22 protein-coding genes are annotated in these 24,367 nt (G+C 68.6%); 18 read left to right on the top strand and 4 right to left on the bottom strand.

Annotation, left to right across the window (positions count from 1 at the left end; all coding sequences use genetic code 11):
• Positions 1-160: 160 nt before the first annotated feature.
• From HFL01S_RS21710 to HFL01S_RS21700, 3 genes are read left to right on the top strand one after another with little or no spacing between them, the layout of a single operon-like run.
• Complete coding sequence (locus tag HFL01S_RS21710; RefSeq protein WP_066262644.1) at positions 161-802, top strand: FMN-dependent NADH-azoreductase; 642 nt, start codon at positions 161-163, stop codon at positions 800-802.
• A complete protein-coding gene (locus tag HFL01S_RS21705; RefSeq protein WP_066262642.1) occupies positions 799-1,440 on the top strand; it encodes an SDR family oxidoreductase in 642 nt (213 codons plus the stop codon). The genes HFL01S_RS21710 and HFL01S_RS21705 overlap by 4 nt, the downstream gene beginning before the upstream one ends.
• A 15-nt stretch (positions 1,441-1,455) precedes the next feature.
• On the top strand, positions 1,456-2,004 hold the full coding sequence (locus HFL01S_RS21700; protein ID WP_245644884.1) for a DsbA family oxidoreductase: 549 nt from the start codon (positions 1,456-1,458) through the stop codon (positions 2,002-2,004).
• Positions 2,005-2,425: 421 nt separating this feature from the next.
• Here HFL01S_RS21700 and HFL01S_RS21695 read toward each other — a convergent pair whose 3' ends face one another.
• Together HFL01S_RS21695 and HFL01S_RS21690 are read right to left on the bottom strand one after the other, a co-directional pair.
• Entirely contained in the window at positions 2,426-3,805 is a 1,380-nt protein-coding gene (locus tag HFL01S_RS21695) for an APC family permease (RefSeq protein ID WP_245644883.1), read from the bottom strand.
• Between the two features lie 11 nt (positions 3,806-3,816).
• The gene (locus HFL01S_RS21690) at positions 3,817-5,241 is read right to left on the bottom strand and encodes an amidase (RefSeq protein ID WP_066262641.1); all 1,425 of its coding nucleotides are present in this window, start codon (positions 5,239-5,241) and stop codon (positions 3,817-3,819) included.
• Between the two features lie 133 nt (positions 5,242-5,374).
• On the opposite strand from HFL01S_RS21690, the gene HFL01S_RS21685 reads away from it, so the two are divergent.
• Complete coding sequence (locus HFL01S_RS21685) at positions 5,375-6,040, top strand: TetR/AcrR family transcriptional regulator (RefSeq protein WP_066262638.1); 666 nt, start codon at positions 5,375-5,377, stop codon at positions 6,038-6,040.
• A 35-nt stretch (positions 6,041-6,075) separates the two neighbouring features.
• Here HFL01S_RS21685 and HFL01S_RS21680 read toward each other — a convergent pair whose 3' ends face one another.
• On the bottom strand, positions 6,076-6,540 hold the full coding sequence (locus HFL01S_RS21680) for a DUF3237 domain-containing protein (protein ID WP_066262636.1): 465 nt from the start codon (positions 6,538-6,540) through the stop codon (positions 6,076-6,078).
• 346 nt (positions 6,541-6,886) lie between these two features.
• Between HFL01S_RS21680 and HFL01S_RS21675 the strand changes: the two genes are divergently transcribed.
• The 4 genes from HFL01S_RS21675 to HFL01S_RS21660 are packed head-to-tail and all read left to right on the top strand — an operon-like array spanning position 6,887 to position 13,412.
• On the top strand, positions 6,887-8,329 hold the full coding sequence (locus HFL01S_RS21675) for a DUF1329 domain-containing protein (protein WP_084383554.1): 1,443 nt from the start codon (positions 6,887-6,889) through the stop codon (positions 8,327-8,329).
• Positions 8,330-8,353: 24 nt separating this feature from the next.
• Entirely contained in the window at positions 8,354-10,018 is a 1,665-nt protein-coding gene (locus HFL01S_RS21670; protein WP_066262634.1) for a DUF1302 domain-containing protein, read from the top strand.
• Positions 10,019-10,030: 12 nt separating this feature from the next.
• Complete coding sequence (locus HFL01S_RS21665) at positions 10,031-12,391, top strand: efflux RND transporter permease subunit (RefSeq protein WP_066262631.1); 2,361 nt, start codon at positions 10,031-10,033, stop codon at positions 12,389-12,391.
• A 22-nt stretch (positions 12,392-12,413) separates the two neighbouring features.
• Complete coding sequence (locus HFL01S_RS21660; RefSeq protein WP_066262629.1) at positions 12,414-13,412, top strand: WD40/YVTN/BNR-like repeat-containing protein; 999 nt, start codon at positions 12,414-12,416, stop codon at positions 13,410-13,412.
• A 24-nt stretch (positions 13,413-13,436) separates the two neighbouring features.
• Here HFL01S_RS21660 and HFL01S_RS21655 read toward each other — a convergent pair whose 3' ends face one another.
• Entirely contained in the window at positions 13,437-14,189 is a 753-nt protein-coding gene (locus HFL01S_RS21655) for an IclR family transcriptional regulator (protein ID WP_066262628.1), read from the bottom strand.
• Positions 14,190-14,410: 221 nt separating this feature from the next.
• Between HFL01S_RS21655 and HFL01S_RS21650 the strand changes: the two genes are divergently transcribed.
• The 10 genes from HFL01S_RS21650 to HFL01S_RS21605 all read left to right on the top strand — a co-directional run bounded on the left by HFL01S_RS21650 (position 14,411) and on the right by HFL01S_RS21605 (position 24,351).
• Positions 14,411-15,982, top strand: a complete 1,572-nt coding sequence (locus HFL01S_RS21650) for an acetolactate synthase large subunit (protein WP_066262627.1) — start codon at positions 14,411-14,413, stop codon at positions 15,980-15,982.
• Positions 15,983-16,053: 71 nt separating this feature from the next.
• Positions 16,054-16,848 (top strand): SDR family NAD(P)-dependent oxidoreductase, encoded by a 795-nt coding sequence (locus HFL01S_RS21645; RefSeq protein WP_066262624.1) that lies wholly within the window; start codon positions 16,054-16,056, stop codon positions 16,846-16,848.
• Between the two features lie 22 nt (positions 16,849-16,870).
• Positions 16,871-17,908 carry a WD40/YVTN/BNR-like repeat-containing protein gene (locus HFL01S_RS21640; protein WP_066262622.1) on the top strand — a complete coding sequence of 346 codons (1,038 nt, stop codon included), beginning with the start codon at positions 16,871-16,873 and terminating at the stop codon, positions 17,906-17,908.
• A gap of 11 nt (positions 17,909-17,919) precedes the next feature.
• Entirely contained in the window at positions 17,920-18,402 is a 483-nt protein-coding gene (locus HFL01S_RS21635) for a VOC family protein (protein ID WP_066262620.1), read from the top strand.
• 26 nt (positions 18,403-18,428) lie between these two features.
• Positions 18,429-19,031, top strand: coding sequence for an amino acid synthesis family protein (locus tag HFL01S_RS21630; protein WP_066262618.1), 603 nt, complete (start codon positions 18,429-18,431; stop codon positions 19,029-19,031).
• Between the two features lie 8 nt (positions 19,032-19,039).
• Positions 19,040-19,885 carry an alpha/beta fold hydrolase gene (locus HFL01S_RS21625; RefSeq protein ID WP_066262617.1) on the top strand — a complete coding sequence of 282 codons (846 nt, stop codon included), beginning with the start codon at positions 19,040-19,042 and terminating at the stop codon, positions 19,883-19,885.
• Between the two features lie 4 nt (positions 19,886-19,889).
• Positions 19,890-20,186, top strand: a complete 297-nt coding sequence (locus HFL01S_RS21620; protein WP_066262612.1) for an NIPSNAP family protein — start codon at positions 19,890-19,892, stop codon at positions 20,184-20,186.
• 24 nt (positions 20,187-20,210) lie between these two features.
• Complete coding sequence (locus HFL01S_RS21615; protein ID WP_066262611.1) at positions 20,211-21,881, top strand: bifunctional 3-(3-hydroxy-phenyl)propionate/3-hydroxycinnamic acid hydroxylase; 1,671 nt, start codon at positions 20,211-20,213, stop codon at positions 21,879-21,881.
• 41 nt (positions 21,882-21,922) lie between these two features.
• A complete protein-coding gene (locus HFL01S_RS21610; RefSeq protein WP_066262608.1) occupies positions 21,923-22,897 on the top strand; it encodes a Bug family tripartite tricarboxylate transporter substrate binding protein in 975 nt (324 codons plus the stop codon).
• Between the two features lie 26 nt (positions 22,898-22,923).
• Complete coding sequence (locus HFL01S_RS21605) at positions 22,924-24,351, top strand: NAD-dependent succinate-semialdehyde dehydrogenase (protein WP_066262606.1); 1,428 nt, start codon at positions 22,924-22,926, stop codon at positions 24,349-24,351.
• The last annotated feature ends 16 nt before the right edge of the window (positions 24,352-24,367 follow it).

Below are 24,367 nucleotides of genomic sequence, written 5' to 3'. Positions count from 1 at the left end.
GCTCGGAAGGCTTCGGGATCTCGGACAGGTCGATGTGACTCGGTGACATGCGTGTGCCTTCTTGTGGGGCTCGGGTAGGAACCATACCATCCTTCGTATCGGTAGGTAATCAAGTTCTCATTGATTACCTGGTTCCCATATTAGCCTCTCAGGAAAGCTCATGAGCCACATTCTTCTCGTCACCTCCAGCCCGCGTGGATCGGAGGGGCTGTCCACTCGGTACGCTAGCCAGTTGGCGAAGCGGCTTGCAGCGCAGCGTCCTGGCACCACGCTCACCGTCCGCGACCTGGCAGCAGCCCCCTTGAACCACATCGGCGAGGCCTATGTGGTGGGCCGTGCCACGCCGCCCGGTGCGCGAACCGCGGCGCAGACCGAGGCCGTCCGGTTGGCCGAAAGCCTGGTCGCCGAACTGGCCGCCGCGGACACGGTCGTGATCGGCTCGGCCATGATCAACTTCGGACCGCCGTCGTCCTTGAAGGCGTGGTTCGACCACGTGACGTGGCCCGGCGTCACCTTCCGGTACGCGGGCAACTCGGTGGAAGGCCTGCTCAAGGGCAAGAAGGTCTACCTGGTCACCGCCGCCGGAGGCAACTTCTCTGAAGGGCCGCTGGCCGCGTGGGACCACCAGTCCGGCTACCTCAAGCACCTGCTCGGCTTCATCGGATTGACCGACATCGAGCACCTGCGTGTCGAGGGTATGGCACACGGGCCCGAAGCGGCCCAGGCCGCCATCGCGTCAGCGGACGAGGCCTTGCAATCGCTGCTGAAGCGGGCCGCCGCCAGCGTGGAGGTTGCGCAGTGAGGATTGCCCTGTTCGGAGCAACCGGGTCCACCGGGAAATTCGTGATCGAGGAAGCGCTGCGACAAGGGCACAGCCTGTCGGTCTACACGCGCGACGCCAGGAAGCTTCAGGCGCTCCGCGGGCGGATCGACATCGTGGTGGGCGATCTGCAAGACAAGGACGCGATCGCCAAGTGCCTGCACGGCAGCGACGCCGTCATCAGCGCGCTGGGCCCCAACAGCCTCAAGGTGCAGGGCGACCGGCCCGTGATGCATGGCCTGTCCAACATCATCGCGGTCATGAAGAAGTCGAAAGTCCGCCGCCTGATCCAGATCTCCACCGCGGCCTATCGCGACCCAAAAGACGGATTCGCCTTCAACGTGCGCGCCTTCGCATTGCTATTCAGTCTCATCGCCCGCAAGGGCTTCGAGGACATCCGGGCAACGGCCGAGTTGATCGCCAAGTCGGACCTCGACTGGACGCTGGTGCGGATCCCGAACCTCAAGGACGGCCCCGCGGCGGGCGTGATCGACACAGGTTGGTACGGCAGGACCCAGCTCGGCATGAAGTTGTCGCGCGGCAACCTGGCCAAGTTTCTCGTCGAGCAGATCGACGACGCCCGATTCATTCGAGCGGCCCCAGGCATCGCGGATCACTGAGAAGGAAAGGCCATCATGCTTCACATCGACCTCTACGCCGAGATCACGTGCCCGTGGTGCTTCGTCGGCCTCCATCGGCTCAACAAGGTTCTGCAGGAGCACTTCAGCGATGTCCCCGTGGACATCCGGCATCGTCCGGTGGTGCTGCTGCCCGACGCACCCGTTACAGGGCTCTACATTCCCGACCTGCTTCATTCGCGCTATGGCGTGACCGATCCGAAGACGGCGTTTGCGCGACCCGAGGCTGAGGCGCGCGCCTCGGGTTTCGCACTCGATCTCGGTCGACAACTGTGGACCTATCCGACCCAGCCGGCGCACGCGCTCATCCTTGCCGCGCGCGAGCGGGGGACCCAGCATCAACTCGCGATCGCCATCACCGACGCCTACTTCCTCGGTGCGCGCAACATCGGGGACGTCGATGTCCTGGCGGACGTCGCTGCCCACCATGGATTTGATCGCCTGGAAGCCCGCGCCGTCGCGCTCGATCCCGCGGCGCGCAGACAGGTCGAAGAGGAAGTCGCCAGATCTGCCGCTGCTGGCATTCGATCAGTTCCTCACTTCTAATTTGGTTCTGGAGTCGTCATCAGCGGCGGGCGCAGCGAAGCCGAGATATCGGCGGCGATTCGCGAAGCCATACTTCGGCAAACTGAGAAAGTCTGACACTCAATTCCGCCGCGTACCCGCCGCAAAGTCGGCCTTTGAACAAGACTGCTGGTGGCCGAAACGGGTCAGCCTGAAAAGTGAACAACCGACCTCCCGCGTGCCAACCCCCGGACCGGCGCACCGGGGTGTCCTGCATAGCGAAGTAAAGGAGGAGACGGCCGCAGGCCGTCGGGGGACATGAGCGGCGCAGGGCGCCCCGGTGCGCCGGTCCAGCGAGCGAAGGGCTTCCACAACCCCCAGCGCCGCGAACTCGGCCAGCACCAGCGCAGTGAAATGCGCGTGCTCGTCCGGGGGCACTGACGCGGGGATCCTGGCCTTCATTTCAGACGTGAATGGTGGCGCGGCCCCTGCGGCGCAGGTACAGGCCGTACACACCACCCACCAGAATCCAGGCCAGGCCCACTTCCAGGGCCGCGGCGTGCATGCCGCTCAGGATGGCCAGCACCGACAGAATGCCCACCACGGGCACCACGCGGTGGAAGAACACATGGCGCCCGGCGGGTTCGCGGTGGAAGTGCACCAGCACCGCCAGATGCAGCATCAGGAAGCCAACCAGGGCACCGAAGCTGATGATCGAGGCCAGCAGGTCGATGCGGTCCTTCAGCCACAGCGCCACCACCAGCGAGACCAGGGTGGAGACGACGGTGGCCACGCGGGGCACACCGGTGCCGGCGTGCACCCAGCCCAACTGGGTCGGCAGCTGGCGGTCGCGCCCCATGGCCATCAGGATGCGGGCGACACCCGCCAGCATGGGCAGGGTGTTGGTGAAGCCGACCACGATGCCCATCAGCCAGGCCAGCAGCACCGGCGACCAGGGACCGACCACCTGCCCCAGCAGTTCGAAGATCGCCGCAGCCGGGTCCTGCAGCTGAATGGCCGCCATGGCGCTGCCCAGGATCCAGCTCATCAGCACGTAGAGCGACGCTGCAATCGCCAGCACGGCGATGATGGCGCGGCTGACCGTGCTGCGGTCGTTCGGGTTCTTCACCTCCTCCGACAGCGTGCTGACCGCGTCGAACCCCAGAAAGGTCATCACCGCCACGGAGGCGCCGGCCAGCCACTGGCCCCAGGGCAGGGTGGGGCCGTCGCCCAGGAAGGGCTGGGCGCTGAGCCGCGCGCCACTGGCCGTGCCCTGGTTCATCGCCATCACCAGCAGCACCATCACGCCCACCACCATCACCACCTGGGCGATCACGGACGCGGCGTTGACACGCGCGGCCACCTTGATGCCGGCCCAGTTGATCGCCAGCATCAGCAGCGCCACGCCCACGATCCAGCCGCTGCGGGGAATGTCCGGCACCAGCATCTGCATGCCCACCGCCATCAGTGCGAACACCAGGGCCGGCACCATCATGTAGTCGAGCAGCACGCCCCAGCCGGCGAAGAAGCCCCAGAAGTCGCCCAGGCTGTGGCGGGCGAAGCCGTAGACCGAGCCGGCGTTGGGCACGATGCGCGACATGGTGGCGTAGCTCTGCGCGGTGAAGTACATGCAGATGGCTGCGACCACATAGGCACCGGCCACCACGCCACCCGAGGCGGTCCACACAAAGCCCAGGTTGGTCAGCGGCGCGATGAGCGCCATGTAGGCCAGGCCATACGCGACCAGATCGAAAAAGCCCAGCGAGCGCTTGAGCTGTCCGCGCTCGGTCCCGGCGTCTGTGGCGTCCTCGGCGGGCATGCCGGTGGTGTTGCTCGACATCATGGTGATCTCCTTCAGACGGTGGCCAGGGCGTCGGCCGGTTCCTGCACGGGCGGGCGCCACTGGGGCCAGCGCAGCTCCTGTTCCAGGGCAGCGCCGATGCGCATCACCATGGCATCTTCATAGGTCGGCCCGACGATCTGCAGCCCCGTGGGCACGCCGTGGCTGGCCATGCCGCTGGGCACGCTGAGCACCGGGTGCCGGCTGAGCATGTTGAAGGGGTAGGTCATGCCGGCATTCATCAGGTCGGCGTGCGGTGTGTCCGAACCTTCGGCCAGCCAGCGGTTGTCGGCCAGTGTGGGGCAGATCATCGCGTCGTGCTGCTCGAACACGTCCTGCAGCGCCTGGTGCATCTTGGCCAGCTGGTCGAACGAGGCCAGGTGCTCGTCCAGCGAGATGGTCCGAGCCATGGCCGCCATGGCGCGAACGTAGTCGCTGGCCCGTTCCTCTCGGCCCTCGATCAGCTGCTCCAGCAGCCGCCCGAGTGGAAACACCAGGGCGTCGGTGAATGCCTTGCGCACATCGGCGGTCCAGGGCAGGTCGATCTCGGTCACCTGCGCACCCTGCTGGCGCAGGATTTCGGCGGCGCGCAGGGTGTTCCTTCTCACATCCGGACTGACGTCGAAGAAACCCAGATCCATCGACAGTGCGATGCGCAGGCCGCGCACCGGCGCTTGCTGCAGCGGCAGCTCCAGGCGCGGCTTCACGCTGCTGGGGTCGGCGCGGTGCGGTCCGTTGATGACGTTGAACATCAGGGCACAGTCGGCCACCGAGCGGGCCAGCACACCGTTGTGGTTGTGGTGGTTCATGGCGAAGAACATGCTGCTCTCCGGCACCCGGCCGTAGCTAGGCTTGAGCCCCACGACGCCGCAGTAGGCGGCCGGCACGCGGATGGAGCCGCCGATGTCCGAGCCCGAGGCCAGCGTGGTGAGCCCGGCGGCCAGTGCGGCCCCGCTGCCACCCGATGAGCCGCCGCAGGTGTAGACCGGGTTCCACGGGTTGCGGGTCACGCCGTAGCGCGGCGAACGGGTGAACATGGCCACACAGCACTCGGGTACATTGGTGCGCGCATGAATCACAGCCCCTGCATCCAGCAGCCTTTGTGTCAGCGGCGCGTTGGCCGTGTCGGCCTGCTCGCCGAGCAGCCACGACCCCTGTGTGATGTGCTCACCCACCAGGTTGTGTTCGTCCTTCAGCGCCGTCGGAATGCCTTCCAGCGCAGCGGCCTGCCCGGGGTTGTTCATGTAGGTCTGTTCGGCCTTGCGGGCCGCATCCAGCGCCGCTTCATCTCGCCGGTTGCAGAACGCATTGATCCGGGGCTCCAGCTGGTTGGCCCGGTGCTGCTGGGCTTGCAGCAACTCCACCGGAGAGAGGCTCCGGGCCTTGAAGCGTGCGATCGCCTCGGTGGCGGTGAGGTAACAGAGTTCGTCGTCGGACATGGTCGTTGGGTCGTTTCCGCGGTGAGATGGGTGGTTCAGAAATAGGGGCGCTTCGCCATAAACCGAACTATAGTTCGGGTATTGAGGCCTGAATAGAGGTCTGTAGATCAGGGTTTTCACCCATTCGAAACACATGAAAAACCGCAAGAACAGTGCCAGCGCGCCGGCCGAGACCACACCGAACGAACGGCTGGCGCCGCGCCGCCGGCCGGCGCAGATGCGGGCCTTGCAGACCGTCGATCTGGTGCTGGAGGCCGCGGCCTCCGAGATCGAGCGCGAGGGTCTGGACAAGCTCACCACCAAGCGCATCGCGGCGGCGGCCGGTCTGTCGGTGGGCGCGCTGTACGAGTACTTTCCGAACAAGCAGGCGGTGGTGCATGCACTGGTCACGCAGTGGCTGCAGCGCGTGGCCGAGGCGGTGGACGAGGTGCATCCGCGCCATGGCGGCTCGCGCGACGTCATGACCTACCTGAACGACCAGTTCAACCTGGTGGCGCAGATGTACGAGGACCGGCCCGGCCTGGGGGCGCTGATCCACACGCTGGATGCGGTGCCCGAGCTGAGCCAGCTCACGCGGGACCACGACGACCGCGTCACGTCCAGCGTGGCTTCGGCGCTGACCCATTACGCGCCGCACGCCGACGCGGCAAAGGTGGAGACCGCGGCGCGCTGCATCGGCCTGCTGAGCCACAGCTTTCTGTGCGCCGCGCTGGTCTACCGGACGGCGCCGAGGGACCTGATGTTTGCCAACGCCCGCGCCTGCTGGCTGGCCATCGTGACGCCCTTGTTGATGCGATGAATCCGATCAAATGATCGGATGTTTGATCTGACGTTTCAGTCAGACCCTGGCATCAGCAGCTGGAACACGTCCAGCTGGATGGATGTGCCGGGCTGGCGGCCCTGTCCGATGGTGCCGACGAACAGGTGGTCGTTCAGCCAGCTCAGTGGCCCAGCGGGCGCCTCGAAGCGCGGCTGGCACATGGCGTAGCGCGCCGGCCAGTCGTTGGTGTCGCTGCGCCACAGCGCCTGGTTTCGGACGTGGATCAGTGTGCCGTCGTCGCAAAGCAGGTCGTAGATGGCCTCCAGTTCGAACACCCCGTCGGCGCGCACCAGCTGCCAGTCGGCGCCGCCTGGCAGCACCCGGGCTTGAAGTAGCGGACCTTCCAGCCGGCCGCCGGTGATGGGGACATGCAGGCGCCGTCCGCGCGGCGTCATGCCGTGGTCGATCTCCGGCAGCAGGTCCACCTGGCCTCCGGTCATGAATCGCAGCCGCGGGGCGAGGGCGTCGAGGGCAGTCATTGGGTGGGCCTTTCTTCGGTCGGGTGGACAAACGGATTGGTTTCATAACCGATCTTTTATTCTGTTATTTGTTGTCGCTTCTGGCAATGGGGGCTGAACCCTATCCGTGCCAGACATGGCGATGGATGGGGTCGGAGTCTCACCATTCGCTGTCAGATCCCCCCTGTTTTCACTCTTGAATGGTGCGCGGTTGCACCGTGGTTGGGCGCCTGCTGGCGAATCTGGTGCGGAAATCGCCTGGGCGGGCAGGGCAGGGTTTTTGCTAGGTCGAAAGCGCAATAGCCGAACTAAAGTTCGGTTTAAGTAGAACCCAACCCCCCTCCCTCCAACGACAGAAGGAACCGCCATGACAGCCGTCCTGCCCCACCCAGAGATCCGCACCGTTGCGCCCAGCGCACGCCCATTGCCTGTTTCATCGCTTCGCGCTGCTGGCCGCCTGGGCCTGCTCGCCCTGGCCACCACACTGGGCGGCCACGCGTGGGCGCAGGACGCCTCGGCGCTGTCCGGGCGCCTGACGCCGGTGGGGGCCGAACGCGCCGCCAACAAGGACGGCAGCATCCCGGCCTGGGCGCCCGAGAAACAGGACACCGGTTGGACCTGGGGCAAGCCGCGCCTGAGCGGCTGGAAGCACAAGGGCGACAAGCCGCTCTACAGCATCGATGCCGGCAACGTCGACAAGCACGCCGACAAGCTCTCGCCGGGCCAGATCGCCACCATCAAGCAGGTCAAGGGCTACCGGATGGACGTCTACCCGACGCGCCGCAGCTGCGGTGTGCCCGACTTCGTCGCCGACAACACGCGCAAGAACGTGGGCTTTGCCAAGCTGGCGGACAACGGCTGGGCGCTGCAGGACGGCTGGGTGCCGGGGGTGCTCTTCCCCATGCCCGCCAACGGCACCGAGGCGATGTGGAACATGGCCATGCGCTACCGCGGCGTGGCGACCGAGTTCAAGAACGGCGCCTCCCTGGTGTCCCCACGTCCCGGCAGCAGCGAGTGGATCAAGTACGTGTACGACCAGACCATCTTCCTGCCCTGGGCGGAGAAGGGCTCGCGCAAGCTGAGCGAGACCGGCAAGAACCGCTCGCACACCGCGTTCTCGTACATCTCGCCGACGGCGCTGGCGGGCCAGGCCGGTGTGATCTCCGACTTCCTCGATCAGGCGGGCACCGAGGCCTTCTACTACTTCCCCGGCCAGCGGCGCGTGCGCCGCCTGCCCAGCTACGCCTACGACGCGCCGCAGGTTGGCTTCGAGAACCAGTACGCGATCGACGAGGTGCAGGTGTTCCAGGGCGCGCTGGACCGCTTCGACTGGAAGCTGGCCGGCAAGAAGGAGCTGCTGGTGCCCTACAACGCCTTCGGCGCCTTCGAGTTCGACGGCGACATGAAGGAGATCGTCCAGCCCGACGCGATCAATGCGAAGAACCGGCGCTACGAGCTGCACCGCGTGTGGGTGATCGAGGCCACGGTGAAGCAGGGCGTGCGCCACCTGGCGCCCAAGCGCACCTTCTATCTCGACGAGGACAGCTGGAACGCGGTGCTGGCCGAGGACTACGACGCGCAGGGCAAGCTCTGGAAGGTGCGTGAGGGGTATCTGATCCCGGTGTTTGAAACCGGCACCTGCGACGTGGTGGCGTTCTCCCAGCACAACCTGGTCGACAACCGCTACCTGTTCGACTTCCACGCCGCCGGCACTGGCACCGACGTGCGCTGGTTCACCGAGGCCAGCGGCCCCCGGATGAAGTCGAGCTACTACACCTCCGAGAGCCTGCGCGCCGTCAGCGAGCGCTGAACCCCATCCGACAGGAGCATCCCCATGACCTTCACCACCACCCGCACCGCGGTCGCCGCGGCCTGCCTGGCTTCGCTCGCCATGGGCGCCCAGGCCGTCACCTTCGAGACCGAGAGCGTCTCGGGTTCCTTCGAGTCCACCATCGGTGTGGGCACCGGCATCCGCCTCAAGAACCCCAGCCCCGAGCTGATCCTGAGTGGCAACACCGGCGGCCCGGCCGGGGTGGCCGCGCCCGTGGCCTCCGGCCTGGGCGACCAGGGCACACTGAACTACGGACGGCGCGACCCGTTCACGCTCTACCTCAAGGGCAGCCACGAGCTGCTGCTGAAGATGCCGCAGGACGTGACCTTCATGGCGCGGGTCAACTGGCTGCGCGACTTCGCTGCGAGCAAGACCACAGGCTGGCTCAGTTCGGCCTCGTTCGCGCCCGAACTGCAGAACGACGGCCTGGCCGACGACGCACGCAAGGACCTGGAGTTCAAGGCCCGCGTGCTCGACCTCTGGGTCAGCAAGAGCTTCGACATCGGCGAGCAGCGCGCTCGCCTGCGCGTGGGCAACCAGGTCATCAACTGGGGCGAGAGCATCATCACGCCCGGTGGCATCAACGCCACCAACCCGGCGGACGTGATGCGCCTGTCGCAGCCCGGCACCCAGATCAAGGAGGGCATCCTGCCCACGCCGACGATCAGCCTGGCCAGTGGACTGGCCGATGGGCTCAACGCCGAGGTCTATGTGCAGACGCGCTGGAAGCCCAGCTACCTGCCGCCTGCGGGCAGCTACTGGTCGGTGGTGAACGGCCTGGGCCGCGGTGCCGGGGCCTACGGCGTGACCGACACCAAGGCGCGCAACAGCGGCCAGTGGGGTGCGGCGCTGAAGTGGCAGCCCAAGGACACCTCGGTGGACCTGGGCTTCTACGCGATGAACTACCACGACAAGTCGCCCCAGGTGCGGCTCGACCCGGCCACCTTCGCCACCTCGCTGGTGTACCCGGAAGACCGGCGCCTGCTGGGCGTGAGCGCCAGTTTCCCGGTGGGCGACTGGGCGGTGGGCACCGAGCTGTCGTACCGGCCGAAGGATGCGGTGTTCCTCAACCCCAACACCACCGGCTGCGCCACGCAGGGCGGCAACTGCTTTGTCGACGAAAAGAAGCTGCAGTGGCACCTGACGGGCCTGCTGCAGCTGGCGCCCGGCAACGCGGGTGGCCTGCTCGAAGCCACGGGCGCGACCAACGGCCTGGTGCTGGCCGAGCTGGTGGCCATCCACTACCCTGGCCTGAAGAAGGACTACGGCGGCGACGTGGTGGCCGCAGGTGGCTGGGGCTGGGGCAACGAGCGGGCGGCGGCGTTCGATCCGGCGGCCGCGGCCATGAACACCGTGGCCAAGGGCAGCAAGACCTCGGCGGGCATCAACCTCGACCTGAGCCTGACCTACGACGGCCAGCTGGTTCCCGGCTGGCAGGTGACGCCCGGCGTCTTCATGAACTACGCGCTGGCGGGCTACACGCCCAACATCCAGGGCACCTGGATCAAGGGCGCACTGGCCACCACGCTGTACCTGAACTTCTCGCGCAACGCGGGGCAGTGGCAGAGCGGGCTGAGCTACACCACTTTCCGTGGCGGCTCGGACCCCTTCAACCAGGTGCTGCGCGACCGCGATTTCGTGGGCGCGTTCGTGAACTACAGCTTCTGATGGAGACGCCCCGTGCTTGAACCCGTGGTCCGCAAGCTGGAAGACGTCCTGTTCGGGCGCCGGGGCCTGGTTCTGTGCGCGCTGCTGGCCTTCACTGCCGTGATGGCGGTGTTTGCCCTGCAGCTGCGCATGGACGCCGGCTTCGAGAAGCAGATGCCGGCTGGCCATCCCTACATCGACACCGCCCGGCAGTACGAGAAGGACCTGTTCGGCGCCAACCGCCTGACCGTGGTGGTGCAGGCCCGGCAGGGCGACATCTGGACCGCCGAGGGCCTGGGGCGCCTGCTCCAGGTCACCGAGGCGGTGCAGTTCCTGCCGCACGTCGACCGGGTCGGTGTGCAGTCGCTGTGGACGCCCAACAGCTTCGTCAACGAGATCACCGAGGAGGGCTTCCGCGCCGAGCCGGTGATCGCCGGCACCATCACCCCCGCGTCGCTGACGCCCGAGGTGATCGCGCAGATCCGCCGCTCGACCAGCCTGGGCGGGCACGTCGGCTCGCTGGTCTCGCGCGACGGCCGCTCGGCCATGGTGACCGCCGACCTGCGCGAGATCGGCAGCGACGGCCGCCGCATCGACTACCCCGCCTTCAACCAACTGCTGGAACAGAAGCTGCGCCAGGCCTTCGAGGACACCGACTTCGAAATCCAGATCATCGGCTTTGCCAAGCAGACCGGCGACATCGCCGAGGGCGCCACTGGCGTGCTGGAGTTCTGCGCCATCGCGCTGCTGCTGACCGCCGCAGCGGTGTACGGCTACTGCCGCTCGTGGCGGCTGACCGCGCTGCCCATCGCCTGTTCGCTGACCTCGCTGGTGTGGCAGTTCGGCACGTTGCACCTGCTGGGCTACGGGCTGGACCCGCTGGGCGTGCTGGTGCCGTTCCTGGTGTTCGCCGTCGGTGTCTCGCACGGCGTGCAGCAGATCAACACCATCGTCGGCGGGCTGGCGCGGGGCATGAGCGGCGAGGCCGCCGCGCGCGAGTCCTTCCACGCCCTGCTGGTGCCGGGCGCGCTGGCCCTGCTGATCGCCTGGGTGAGCTTCATCACCCTGTTGCTGATCCCGATCCCCATGATCCGCGAGCTGGCGGTGACGGCGGCGCTGGGCGTGGCCTTCAAGATCGTCACCAACCTGGTGATGCTGCCGCTGGCCGCGTCCTACGTGCAGCCCACCCTGGCCTACGCGCTGGCCACCGAGCAGCGGCAGGCGCGGCGTGCCCACTGGCTGGCGCCGCTGGAGCGCATTGCGGTGCCGCGCAACGCGCTGCTGGTGGGCCTGTTGACGCTGGCCACGCTGGCGGCCAGCGCCTGGTTCAGCCGCGACCGCGTGGTCGGCAGCGTGTTGCCCGGGGCCGCCGAGCTGCGCGCCGACGCCCGCTACAACCGCGACGCCGTGGCCATCGTCGGTGGCTTCGACATCGGCCTGGACTGGATGAGCCTGGTGGTGGAAGCGCCGCCGGGCAGCTGCGAGAACCCGGCGCTGGGCGACTACATCGACCGCGCCACCGTGGCCCTGCGCGAGGTGCCCGGCGTGGTGTCCGCGGTGTCCTACGCCACCATGCTGCGCACCTACAACGAGGGCTACAACGAAGGCCATCCCAAGATGGGCGTGGTGCCCACCGACCCGATGAACTACGCCTCGCTGACCACCGAGATCGCGCGCATCCCCGGCTTCGTCAACAAGGACTGCAGCATGGGCGCGCTGCACCTGTTCCTCTCGGACCACAAGGCGCAGACCCTGCAGCGGGTGGTGGACGCGGCGCAGGCCTTCTCGGCCGAGACCGCCGACACCGGGCTGCGGCTGCGCCTGGCCGCCGGCAACGCGGGCATCCAGGCCGCCATCAACGAGACCGTGCAGCGCAGCGAGCTGCCCATGCTGCTCTACGTGTACGCCGCCATCGCGCTGTTCGTGATGCTCGCCTTCCGCGACTGGCGGGCCGTGGTCGCCTGCTGCCTGCCGCTGACGGTGGGCACCTTCGTGGGCTATGGCTTCATGAAGCTGGCCGACATCGGCCTGACGGTGGCGACGCTGCCGGTGATGGTGCTGGCCGCGGGCATCGGCGTGGACTACGCGCTCTACATCTACAGCCGCCTGCAGGTGCACCTGGCCGCGGGCAAGGACATGGCCACGGCGCTGTCGGAGGCGCTGCGCCAGGTGGGCATCGCCACCATCTTCACCGCGCTGACCCTGGCCATCGGCGTGGCGACCTGGATGGCCTCGCCGCTGAAGTTCCAGGCCGACATGGGCAAGCTGCTGGCCTTCATGTTCCTGGTCAACCTGCTGATGGCCATGACCTCGCTGCCCGCGCTGGCGGTGCTGCTGCAGCGCTGGTTCCCGCGCCGCCACCCGGTGCAGGCCGGCGTGCTGATGGCGCATTGAACGACCTTTCCGATCCACTCCCATGAAGCCACTGACTTCCCTTCTTGCCGGCCTGCTGCTCGTGCTGGCGGGCGCGCAGCCCGCGCTGGCCCAGGGCGCCGGCCCCGTCGCGCTCAAGACCACACCCGCCGACCGGCGCGCCGCCGCCGCCGCCTCCACCCTGCTGGCCGTGGCGCAGGCCGGCCCGCGCCTGGTGGCGGTGGGCGAGCGCGGTGTGGTGCTGCTGTCCGACGACGGTGGCCGGCAATGGCGGCAGGCGCGCAGCGTGCCCGCCTCCGGCACGCTGACCGCGCTGAGCTTCGTCGATGCCCGCCACGGCTGGGCTGTGGGCCACTGGGGCCTGGTGCTGCACACGCAGGACGGCGGCGAGACCTGGCGCATCCAGCACCAGGAGCTGGAGCAAGATCAACCGCTGCTGGCGGTGCACTTTGTGGACGCGCGGCGCGGCGTGGCGGTGGGGCTCTGGTCGCGCGTGATGGTCACCGAGGACGGCGGCGTGCACTGGACACCCGTGACCCTGGGCGCGCGCCACCCGTCCGACGCAGCGGGCGGCCGGCCCCTGGACGTCAACCTCTACAGCCTGTTCCCCGGGCGCGACGGGGCGCTGTACGCGACCGCCGAGCAGGGCCTGGTGCTGCGCACCCGCGACCTGGGCCGCCAGTGGGAGGTGCTGCCCACCGGCTACGCCGGCAGCCTGTGGGCCGGCTTGTCACTCGCCAATGGCGACCTGCTGGCCGGCGGGTTGCGCGGCACCCTGCTGCGCAGCACCGACGAAGGGCGCAGCTGGCAGCGCGTGGAGCACGCAGGGCGCAGTTCCATCACCGGGCTGGTGCAGTCGGGCGCGGGCGACGTGGTCGGCTCGGCGCTGGACGGCGTGGTGCTGGTCAGCAAGGACGGCCAGTCCTTCGAGCTTCGCCAGTCGGCCAGCCGAGTGGGCTACACGGGCGCGCTGGCGCCCGACGGCGGCGCCACGGTGCTGGTGTCGAAGCAGGGCGCCTGCCTGCTGGCGGACTGCCGCTGACGCGCGCGTCCGGTCCAGGCCCGTTCAGGCTGCGGGCTGTTCGGCGGCGATGCGCGCCGTGATGGTGGCCGCCGCGTCGGTGATCAGCTTGACCAGGTAGTCCTGCGAGAAGGCGCCAAAGCGCTCGTTGCTGCCCACCAGGGTGACGGCGCCCAGGATGCGCGACTTCTCGTCGAAGATGGGCGCGGCCAGGCCTGTCTTGCCCGGGTCCAGCTCGCCTGCGCTGATGGCATAGCCCTGCTTGCGGATGGTGAGCATGGCCTTGGAGAAGTCCTTCCAGCTCGGGCCGAGCCGCTGCAGGTCGGGCTCCGCGGCATTGCTCTCGTAGATGCGCTTGAGCTGTCGCGGCAGCAGATAGGCCAGGATCACCCGCGACGTGGCGCTGCGGAACAGCGCCATGGGACGGCCGCGGCCGAAGTTCAGGGGCTCGGTCTCGCTGCCGTGCTTCTGCAGGATGTTGATCACCGTGGCGCTGTAGAGCTCGCTGATCAGCGCGTGCATGCCGGTGCGCGCCACCAGCTCGTCCACCAGGTCCCGGCTGCAGGTGATCAGCGGGTCGTACTCGGTCATGTGGCGGTCGAGTTCGATCACCCGCGGCCCCAGCGCGTAGCCGCGGGGCAGGCGCACCAGCAGGCCCACATCGCTCAGTTCGCGCACATAGCGGTAGGCGCTGGCCTGGGCGTAGCCCAGCTGCGAGCAGATGGTCTCGACGTCGATCACGGGCTGTCCGGGCTTGAACAGATTGAGGATGTCGAGCATGCGGCGGAGGCTGTTCATGGGGGCGTTTTCTGGCGTTTCGGTGCGGTGGCGTGGGCGCGCAGCTTATCCGAGCCCAGGCCGGAATTCTCGCTGAACACCCCGTTCCCATGCCCTGTCCCGGTTTTGGGTCGACTTCGCGCGCTAATACATTGTTTGATCTAAAAGATAAAGAAGAACGCCAAAGACACATGATGAATGTCAAGTTTTGCTAAGTTATCAATATTTGATAAAGTAGCAACATGACAAATCGCAAAGACATGACCGGCGCAGACGCGCTACTCGCAGCCCTCGCGGACGAGGGCGTGACCGTGTGCTTCGCCAATCCGGGCACCACCGAGCTCGATCTGGTGCGCTCGCTGGAGCGCGAGGAACGCATGCGCTGCGTGGTCGGCCTGCAGGAGAACGTCTGCACCGGCGGCGCCGACGGGTACGGGCGGATGACCGGCCAGCCCGCGGCGACCCTGCTGCACCTGGGCCCCGGGTTTGCCAACGGCATCGCCAACCTGCACAACGCCCGGCGCGCCCACACGCCCATCGTCAACCTCATCGGCGACCACACCAGCTGGCACCTGCCCTACGACGCGCCGCTGACCTCGGACATCGAGTCGCTGGCGCGCCCGGTGTCGGGCTGGGTGCACCGCATCGCCGCCGTAGAGCAGAGCGACGCGGCCGGCCGCGAAGCCGTGAAGCAGAGCCTGGCCCGCGGCGGCCAGGGCGCCACCCTGATCTTTCCCGCCGACCACCAGGCCCACACCGGTGGCGAGCAGACCGCGCTGGTGCAGCCGGGCGCCAGTGCCGTCGCCGAAGCGCCCGCCGCCTTCGACCCCGCCGCAGCGGTGCAGCGGCTGAAGGCGGCCAACAAGATCGTCTTCCTGCTCGGCGGTGGTGGCGAACAGAGCGGCCTGGGTGCGCGCGCACAGAAGGCCGTGCAGCGCCTGTGCGCCGCCCTGGGCGCCACGGCCTACGCCGAGACCTTCCCCTCGCGCTCGGAGCGCGGCCAGGGTCTGCCGGCCTTCGACCGCCTGCCGTACTTCCCCGAGCCCGCCCGCGAGGTGCTGGACCCGGCCGATCTGGTGGTGCTGGTGGGCGCGCTGCCGCCGGTGACCTACTTCGGCTACGAAGGCCACCCCAGCCTGCTGGTGCCGGCCGAGCGCCTGCTGACGCTGGCGGCCGTGGGCGAGGACGCGGCCACGCGCCTGGAGGCGGTGACCGAGTTGCTGGGCGCGGCCGAGGTGCCGATGCCGTTGGCGGTGCTGAGCCCGCCGGAAGAGGGGCCGCTGACGCCCGCGCGCATCGCGCTGGCCCTGGCGAATGAGCTGCCCGAGCGCGCCATCGTCTCGGTCGAAGGCGGCACCTGCGGCTACCCCTTCTACGCGGTGTCGGCCGCCGCCCGGCCGCACACCACGCTCACCAACACCGGTGGCGCCATCGGCCAGGGCCTGCCCGTGGCCATGGGTGCGGCCATCGCCTGCCCGGACCGCCAGGTCGTGGCCCTGCTGTCGGACGGCAGCACGCAGTACACGATCCAGACGCTCTGGTCCCTCGCACACGAACACCTGGACGTGGTGGTGCTGATCGCCGCCAACCACCAGTACGCGATCTTGCGCAACGAGCTGCGCCGCGGCGGTGCGGCGCTCGGCGACCGCGCGGCACAGATCACCAGCCTGGACAACCCGCGCATCGACTGGGTGACCCTGGCCCAGTCCTACGGCGTGCCCGGCGGGCGCGCCAGCACCAGCGGCGAACTCACCGCGCTGCTGCAGCAGGCCTTCGGCAGGCGCGGCCCGACGCTGATCGAGATGGCGCTCTGAGCCCGTCGCTCGTTTGAACAACACGCGGCCGGCACGGAGCCGGCCATTCCCCCATCCCTGAAGGAGACGTTGTGGATCTGAATCTCAAAGGCAAGGTCGCGGTCGTGACCGGTGGCAGCCTCGGCATCGGCCGGGCGGTGACAGAGGCGCTGGCGCGCGAAGGCGTGCGCGTGGCCATCGTGGCGCGCAGCAAAGGCGCGCTGGAAGAAGCTGCGCGCGAAATCTCCGAGGCCACCGGCGTCGAGATCCTGGCCGCGCCGGCCGACGTCAGCAAGACCGACCAGGTGCAGGCCATGATGGACCAGGTGGCCCAGCACTTCGGCCGCATCGACATCCTGGTCAACGGCGCCGCCCACCCCGGCGGCCTGGTGCGCAGCGAGATCGAGAACGCCGACCCGGAAGGCCTGCTCGAAGACATCAACATCAAGGTGGTGGGCTACATGCGCTGCGCCAAGGCCGCGGCCGCCCACATGAAAGCCAACGGCTTCGGCCGCATCATCAACATCGGTGGCCTCACCGGCCGCGGCAGCAAGCAGCTCTCGGGCATGCGCAACGTGGCGATCTGCCACATGACCAGGACCCTGTCCGACCAGCTCGGCCCCTCGGGCATCACGGTCAACGTGGTCCACCCCGGCGTGGTCGAGACCCCGCACATCCACGAGCTCTACGCCAAGGAAGCCAAGCTGCAGGGCCTGACGCCCGAGCAGGTGGAAGCCAACTACGCCAAGGTCACGCCGATCCGCCGCGTGCTGCAGCCCAACGAGATCGCCGACACGGTGCTCTTCCTCGCCTCCGAGCGCGCCGGCGCCATCACCGGCGAGTCGATCGCGGTGGACGGCGGCATCACCCGCGGCATCTTCATCTGACACCCCACACAGGAGCAGCAACATGAACGGAACCATTCTGGTGGGCACCGCAGGGCAGGGCATTCTGCGCAGCGTGGACGACGGCGCCACCTGGCATCGCCTCGGCCTGAAAGAAGCGATCGAATTCGACGGCGTGGTGCGCAGCCTCGCGGTCGACCCCTCCGACCCCTCGCGCGTGCTGGCCGGGGCCGACGCCGGCCTGTGCATCAGCGTGAACGGCGGCGGGCACTTCAAGCGGGTGGACTCGCCCATGAACCAGCAGACCGTGTGGGCGATCGCCTTCGATCCGACCAACCCGCAGATGGTCTACGCCGGCACCGGCGCGCCGTCGCGGGCGCGCATGTACCGATCGAAGGACGGTGGCCTGTCCTGGGAGCAGCTCAACATCGAGCTGCCCGAGTTCTGCCAGGGCGTGAACCGCCCACGCATCCTCACCATCTGCGTGAACCCGGTGCGCAGCGGCGAGGTCTGGTTCGGCGTGGAAGAGGGCGGCGCCTGGCGCAGCCCGGATTGCGGCGATACCTGGGAACGCGTCGATACGCCCACCAGTGGCATCAACAACTCCGACATCCACGCCATCGCGGTACTGCCGCCGGTGGACGGCCAGCCGCAGAAGAACCTGGTGCTGACGGTGAACTCGGTCTACACCAGCGCCGACGACGGCCAGACCTGGTCGGGCAAGGCCTCGAAGGAGCGCTTCGACGGCATGTACTACACGCGCACCGTGCAGGTGGTCGACGCCTCCGGCAGCACGCTGCTGCTGGCCATCGGCGACGGCACGCCCGGCACGCGCACCCGCATCTACCGCTCGGAAGACCGCGGCGAGACCTGGGCGCCCGCGCTGCTGCACACCGCGCCGAACTCCACCGTCTGGGCTTTCGGCGCGCACGCGTGCGACCCGTCGCTGCTGTTTGCCGGCACCAAGTACGGCCACCTGCTGCGCTCCATGGACGGCGGCAAGAGCTGGTTCAAGGAGTGGCGCGATTTCAGCGAGATCACCTCGGTCGCCTGGACGCCCTTCGTGGCGCCGGTGAAGGCCCACCCGCAATCCATCAACTGAAGGACCGGCGCATGAGCACCGCATCGATCAACGTCAAGCCGCGCATCGTGCGCACCCACCTGGCGCTCTACGTCAAGGACCCGGAGGCCAGCGCGCGCTGGTACGAGGAGGTGCTGGACATGGAGGTCACGGCGCGCGAGCCGCGCTGGGTCTTCATGTCCTTCGGCAAGAAGCACCACGACATCGCCCTGATCAAAGCCGACCCGGCCCTGCTGCGCGCGCAACAGATCGGCGAAGTCAACATGCAGCACTACGGGCTGGAGATCGACGGCGACCTCGACGAACTGCGCCGCCTCTACGGCATGTTGCTCGCGCGGAACGTGCCGGTGGTCAAGACCACCGACCACAAGGTGGGCTATGGCCTGTACTTCACCGACCCCGACGGCCACCGCTTCGAGTTCTTCCTCGAAACCGTGCACGACGACGAAGAAGGCAAGCGGGTGCTGGGCCACTACAACGCGCCCAGCGACCCCTTCGACCTGCAGCCCCTCTGATTTCTTTCTTCCCGAGATCACCCATCATGAAGTCCCCGAATTTCGGCATCTTTCACATCCGCAAGTGGTTCCTGCAGGTGGAGGACAGCCTGGCCGGCGAAACCGGCGCACCCGCCGACGGCGCGCCGCTGCGCAAGTTCGTCATCGCCGCCTGCATCCACAACCCCTACGCCGGCCGCTACGAGCAGGACCTGAGCGCCTGGATCGAAGGCTCCCCGGAACTGGGCCGCGAGTTCGGCCGCCGCATCGTGGAAGCCGCCGGCCCGCAGAAGATCGAGAGCTACGGCAAGGCCATCCTGGTCGGCCTGGACGGCGAGTACGAACACGGCAACGCGCTGCTCACCAACCCGGCGGCCGACCCGATCCGTGTGGCCCTGGGCGGCGGCAAGGCCTGGGTGCCTTCCACCGGCAAGCGCGGCGTGCCCGGCACGGTGCTCGACATCCCGCTGGCCTACAAGGACGCGCTGTATGTGCGCTCGCACTACGACACGGTCAGCGCCAGCTTCAACGACGCGCCCAACCGCGACGAGGTGCTGGTGTGCTGGGCCTTCGCCACGCGCGGCCGTCTGAACGCGCGCCTGGGGGGCCTCAAGGCCGCCGACGCCAAGGGCCTGGACGGTCTGGTCTGAGCAGCACGATGGAACGCCTCGACCACACCGTGACCAGCGCCGGCCTGCGTCTGCACGTGACGCAGTGGGGTGCGCCGACGGCCCGCCCGGTCGTGATGCTGCACGGCATTCGGGGCTACGCGGAGACCTTCGCTGGTGTCGCGGCCGCCCTGCAGCCCGGTTGTCGGGTGATCGCCTTTGACCAGCGTGGTCGCGGCACGTCGGACTGGGACCTGCAGCACAACTACTACACCGACGCCTACGTGAACGATCTGGCGGCCGTGGTGGATGCCCTCGGGCTGGACCGCTTCGACCTGCTGGGCCATTCCATGGGCGGCATCAACGCCATCGTCTACGCGGCCAAGCACCCGTCGAAGGTGAACCGCCTGCTGGTGGAGGACGCGGGGCCGGGCGCCTTCGAGGCCAGCCCGGGCGCCACCCGCATCCGCGGCGAGCTGGCCACCACGCCCAGCCACTTCGCCAGCTGGGACGACGCACGCACCTTCATGCGCGCCCTGCGCCCCAGCGTGACCGAAGAGGCGCGCGAGCAGCGCCTCAAGAGCATGCTGCGCCCGGCCGATGGCGGCGGCTTCACCTGGCAATACGACCACGCCGGCATCGCCGCCACACGCCTGAACCCGGACCCCGCGCGGGTGGTGGACCTGCGGCCGCACGTGGCGGCGCTGGCCTGCGAGACCCTGGTGGTGCGGGGCGGCCGTTCCGACTACCTGCAGCCGGCGATGGTCGACGCGATGCAGCGCCTGAACCCGCGCATCCGCAGCGCCGTGGTGCCCGACGCCGGTCACTACATCCACGACGACCAGCCCGCGCTGTTCCACCAGCTGGTGCGCGACTTCCTGCTCCCCACCCACTGACACCATGCTCCACGAACTCAGAACCTACACCCTGGTGCCCGGCGGCGTGCGCGAGTACCTGCGCCTCTACAACGAGGCCGGCCGCGCCGTGCAGACCGAAGTGCTGGGCCGCCTGGTCAGCCTGATGCAGCCCGAGAGCGGCGACCTCAACCAGCTGATCTACCTCTGGGCCTTCGACGATTTCGAGGACCGCCGCCAGCGCCGCGCCCGCCTCATGGCCGACGAACGCTTCACCGCATTCCGCAAGTCGGTGCGCCACCTGCTGGTGCAGCAGGAAAGCCAGCTGCTGACCCCGGCCTGAACACCCTTTGGGGGAGATAACACGATGAACACAACCACAACCACCGAGGTGCTGATCGTGGGCGCGGGCCCGGTCGGCGTGTCGATTGCCAACCTGCTGGGCCACTACGGCGTGAAGACGCTGGTGGTGGAACGCAGTGCCCAGGTGCTGGACTACCCGCGCGCCGTCGGTCTGGACGACGAGGCCCTGCGCACCTTCCAGGCCGTGGGTCTGGCCGAGGCCATGCTGCGGGACATGATCCAGAACGTGCCGATGCGCATGTACACGGCCGACAAGCGCTGCTTCGCCGAAATCCTGCCCAGCACGCGCGAGTTCGGCTGGTTCCGCCGCAACCTGTTCTCGCAGCCGCTGGGCGAGCAGACCCTGCGCAAGGGCCTGGCGCGCTACCCGCACGTCACCACACAGCTGGGGGTGGCGCTGCAGTCCATCGAACAGGACGCGGAGGGTGTGACCGCGGTGCTGCAGGCCGAGGGCGGCGGCACCACCACCGTGCGGGCGCAGTACCTGGTGGGCGCCGACGGCGGGCGCAGCACCGTGCGCGAGGGCCTGCTGAAGATCCCCTACGAAGGACAGACGCACCCGAACAAGTGGGTGGTGATCGAGTGCGACCAGGACCCGCTGGACGCGCCCTACACGGCGCTGCACTGCGAGCCGCGCCGGCCGTATGTCTGCCTGCGTCTGCCCTATGGCCTGCGTCGCTGGGAGTTCATGCTGTTCCCCGGCGAGGACGGCGAGCAGATGCTGGCGCCCGACAAGGTGCAGGACCTGCTGCGCAACCACGTGGCCGACCCCAGCCGCCTGAACGTCATCCGGGCCCGGGTGTACACGCACAACTCTCGCGTGGCCAAGTCTTTCGTGGCCGGCCGGGTCTGCATCGCGGGCGACGCCGCCCACATCACGCCGCCCTGGATCGGGCAGGGCCTCAACGCCGGCCTGCGCGACGCCTTCAACCTGTCGTGGAAGCTGGCCTGGATCGTCCAGGGCCGCATGAAGCCCGAGCTGCTGCAGAGCTACCACGACGAGCGCCACGCCCACACCAAGGCCATGATCGATCTGGCCGACCTGTTCGGCGCCGTGCTGTCGCAGCGCAACCGCTTCGTGGCCTGGATGCGGGACAAGTTCTTCCTCTCCATCCGCAACGTGCCCAAGTTCCGCGACTACGTGCTGCAGATGAAGTTCAAGCCCATGCCCCGGTTCTCCACCGGCGTGGTGCTCAACAGCGGCAAGGCCGCGCAGGACGAGCTGGTGGGGCGCATGTTCATCCAGCCCAACGTCGAGCGCGTGGCCGGGGAGAGCGAGAAGCTGGACGACGTGATTGGCGGCCGCTTCGCGCTGCTGTCCTGGCGCGGCGACCCGCTGGCGCAGGCACCGGCCGCGCTGCTGGAGCGCCTGCAGGCCCTGGGCTGCACCCGTCTGGTGGGCGTGCGTGCCCGCAGCGGTGCCAGCGAGCCGGGCATGTCAGCGGCCAGCCCCGAGGTGACCGTGGTGCAGGACCTGGAAAACGAGCTGCAACTGTGGTTCCAGAAACGGAACGTGGACTGGGTGCTGCTGCGGCCGGACCGCTTCGTGGCCGCCGCCGGCCTGGCCCAGGATGCCCCCGCCCAGCTGCGCCAGTTCTGCGACGCCGTGCTGCCCGCCGCCCCTGCGGCGCGCCGCCCGGCCTCCACCTCCGCCGAAGCACCGATGGCGGTGTGACGCGCCTCCCTCTCCATCAACCAACCAAAAGGACGACAACCATGAACTTCCTCCAATCGAGCGTGCTGGGCAGTGTGATGCTGGTGGCGGGCCTGGGCGGCGCCCATGCGCAGGCCTGGCCCCCGGCCACGGTGCGCATCGTGGTGCCGTACCCGGCCGGGACAGAGCCCGACGTGCTGGCCCGCGACATCGGCAACGCCCTGTCGAAGCAGACCGGCAAGACCTTCGTGGTGGACAACAAGCCCGGCGCCAACTCGATCATCGGCACCGACGCTGTGGCCAAGGCCGAGCCCGATGGCGCCACGCTGCTGATGGTGGACCGGCTGGCCCTGGTGACCAACCCGATGCTGTATTCCAAGCTGCCGTACAAGTGGGAAGAGGCCGTCAAGCCGGTGAGCGACCTGGCGCGCGTGAACCTGATGATCGGCGTGCGCGCGGGTCTGCCGGTGAAGACCTTCACCGAGCTGGTCGCCTACGCCAAGGCCAACCCGGGCAAGCTCAACGTGGGCACGGGCGGCAACGGCCACGTGACGCACATCGGCATGGAGATGCTGTCCAAGGCGCACGGCTACAGCCAGACCTACGTGCCCTACAAGGGCATCGGCCCGGCCATCACCGGCCTGGCCAGTGGCGAGGTGGACGCGGTGATCGCAGGTGGCGTGGCGCTGGCCGCGCAGGCCAAGTCCGAGCGCGTGCGCCTGCTGGCCATCGGCGACGAGCAGCGCGCGGCCTTCGCGCCCGAGGTGCCCACCATCGCCGAAGCGGGTGGCAAGGCCGGCTCGATTCCGTCCACGGTATTCGCGCTGTTTGCGCCGGGCAAGGTGCCCGACGCCGTCGTCATGCAGATCAACCAGGCGGTCGTGCAGGCCGTGGCCGGCTCGCCCATGAAGGCCCAGTACGCCGCGCGTGGGCTGGAGGTCGGCACCTCCAAGCCGGCCGACACCCTGGCCGCCATGAAGCAGGAGACCGTGAAGTACGAGCAGGTGATCCGCGAGGCGGGCATCAGGATCGAGTGACGGCACCGCCGCCCGCGAAGGACACCATGTACCCCACGCTCACCCTCTACATCGACGGCCAGTTCGTCGAGGCCGGTGCCCGCCAGACCCTGGCGGTGACCGACCCCGCGACGCTGGAGCGCCTGGGCGATCTGCCCTGCGCCACACCACAGGACCTGGACGCCGCCGTGGCGGCCGCCGACAAGGCCTTCGCGGCCTGGCGCCACAGCTCGCCGCTGGACCGCTCGGCCGTGCTGCGCAAGACCGCCGAGCTGCTGCGCAGCCGGGTCGAGGCCATCGCCCACGGCATCACGCGGGACAACGGCAAGCCACTGGCCGACGCCCGGGCCGAGGTGCTCAACAGCGCCGAACACGTCGAGTGGCACGCCGAAGAATGCCGCCGCATCTACGGCCGCGTGGTGCCGGCGCGCGACCCGCGCGTGCGCCAGATGGTGGTGCGCGAGCCGGTGGGGGTGTGCGTCGCCTTCAGCCCCTGGAATTTCCCGCTCGGGCAGGCAATCAAGAAGGTGTCTGCGGCCATCGGCGCGGGCTGCACCCTGATCCTCAAGGGGCCGGAGGAGTCGCCCAGCGCCATCGTCGAGATGGCCCGGGCCTTCCACGACGCCGGCCTACCGCCGGGCGTGTTCAACGTGGTGTTCGGCCAGCCAGCACAGATCTCGAAGCACCTGATCGAGTCGCCCGTGGTGCGGCAGGTGTCGTTCACCGGCTCGGTGCCGGTGGGCAAGCAGCTGGCGGCGCTGGCGGGCCAGCACATGAAGCGCGTCTGCATGGAGCTGGGCGGCCATTCGCCGGTGCTGGTGTTCGACGACGCCGACGTGGACGCCGCGGCCGCGCTGGTGGCGCGCATGAAGGTGCGCAACGCCGGGCAGGTCTGCGTCTCGCCCTCGCGGGTGTTCGTGCAGGCCGGTGTGTACGAGCGTTTCGTGGCGCGCTTTGTCGAGGCCATCGCTGCGGTGCCGGTGGGCCACGGCCTGGACCCCACCACCCAGATGGGGCCGCTGATCCACGACCGCCGCCTGCAGGCCGTGCGCGAGCTGGTGGACGACGCCACGCGCGTCGGCGGCCGGGTGCTCACCGGCGGTGCGCGCCTGAGCGGGGCTGGCCACTTCTTCGCGCCGACCGTGGTGGCCGACCTGCCCGAGCATGCGCGCATCCTGCGGGAGGAGCCCTTCGGCCCAGTGGCCGCGCTGCTGAAGTTCGAGCGCACCGAAGACGCGCTGAAGGTAGCCAACAGCGTGCCCTACGGCCTGGCGTCCTACGTGTTCACCGAGTCGCACAAGACCGCGACCCAGGTCATGAACGGGCTGGAGGTGGGCATGGTGAACATCAACCACTCCGGCATGGCCCACCCCGAGCTGCCGTTTGGCGGCGTCAAGGACAGCGGCATCGGCAGCGAAGGTGGCACCGAGACGTTCGACGGCTTCCTGGTGACCAAGATGGTCACGCAGATCTGAGTTTTCTTTCTTCCCC

Origin of the sequence: Hydrogenophaga flava NBRC 102514, from assembly GCF_001571145.1 — a bacterium.
GTDB lineage: Bacteria > Pseudomonadota > Gammaproteobacteria > Burkholderiales > Burkholderiaceae_C > Hydrogenophaga > Hydrogenophaga flava.
Note: the sequence above shows the minus strand (reverse complement) of the source record. Positions and strands in the feature narration are given on the sequence as shown.

Excerpts from the sequence above, each read along its gene's own strand:
- HFL01S_RS21630 (WP_066262618.1), top strand. The coding sequence starts at position 18,429 with ATGAAGTCCCCGAATTTCGGCATCTTTCACATCCGCAAGTGGTTCCTG.
- HFL01S_RS21660 (WP_066262629.1), top strand. The coding sequence starts at position 12,414 with ATGAAGCCACTGACTTCCCTTCTTGCCGGCCTGCTGCTCGTGCTGGCG.
- HFL01S_RS21680 (WP_066262636.1), bottom strand. The coding sequence starts at position 6,540 with ATGACTGCCCTCGACGCCCTCGCCCCGCGGCTGCGATTCATGACCGGA.
- HFL01S_RS21690 (WP_066262641.1), bottom strand. The coding sequence starts at position 5,241 with ATGTCCGACGACGAACTCTGTTACCTCACCGCCACCGAGGCGATCGCA.
- HFL01S_RS21650 (WP_066262627.1), top strand. The coding sequence starts at position 14,411 with ATGACAAATCGCAAAGACATGACCGGCGCAGACGCGCTACTCGCAGCC.
- HFL01S_RS21610 (WP_066262608.1), top strand. The coding sequence starts at position 21,923 with ATGAACTTCCTCCAATCGAGCGTGCTGGGCAGTGTGATGCTGGTGGCG.
- HFL01S_RS21695 (WP_245644883.1), bottom strand. The coding sequence starts at position 3,805 with ATGATGTCGAGCAACACCACCGGCATGCCCGCCGAGGACGCCACAGAC.
- HFL01S_RS21675 (WP_084383554.1), top strand. The coding sequence starts at position 6,887 with ATGACAGCCGTCCTGCCCCACCCAGAGATCCGCACCGTTGCGCCCAGC.
- HFL01S_RS21620 (WP_066262612.1), top strand. The coding sequence starts at position 19,890 with ATGCTCCACGAACTCAGAACCTACACCCTGGTGCCCGGCGGCGTGCGC.
- HFL01S_RS21605 (WP_066262606.1), top strand. The coding sequence starts at position 22,924 with ATGTACCCCACGCTCACCCTCTACATCGACGGCCAGTTCGTCGAGGCC.
- HFL01S_RS21615 (WP_066262611.1), top strand. The coding sequence starts at position 20,211 with ATGAACACAACCACAACCACCGAGGTGCTGATCGTGGGCGCGGGCCCG.
- HFL01S_RS21635 (WP_066262620.1), top strand. The coding sequence starts at position 17,920 with ATGAGCACCGCATCGATCAACGTCAAGCCGCGCATCGTGCGCACCCAC.
- HFL01S_RS21700 (WP_245644884.1), top strand. The coding sequence starts at position 1,456 with ATGCTTCACATCGACCTCTACGCCGAGATCACGTGCCCGTGGTGCTTC.
- HFL01S_RS21670 (WP_066262634.1), top strand. The coding sequence starts at position 8,354 with ATGACCTTCACCACCACCCGCACCGCGGTCGCCGCGGCCTGCCTGGCT.
- HFL01S_RS21655 (WP_066262628.1), bottom strand. The coding sequence starts at position 14,189 with ATGAACAGCCTCCGCCGCATGCTCGACATCCTCAATCTGTTCAAGCCC.
- HFL01S_RS21710 (WP_066262644.1), top strand. The coding sequence starts at position 161 with ATGAGCCACATTCTTCTCGTCACCTCCAGCCCGCGTGGATCGGAGGGG.
- HFL01S_RS21640 (WP_066262622.1), top strand. The coding sequence starts at position 16,871 with ATGAACGGAACCATTCTGGTGGGCACCGCAGGGCAGGGCATTCTGCGC.
- HFL01S_RS21625 (WP_066262617.1), top strand. The coding sequence starts at position 19,040 with ATGGAACGCCTCGACCACACCGTGACCAGCGCCGGCCTGCGTCTGCAC.
- HFL01S_RS21685 (WP_066262638.1), top strand. The coding sequence starts at position 5,375 with ATGAAAAACCGCAAGAACAGTGCCAGCGCGCCGGCCGAGACCACACCG.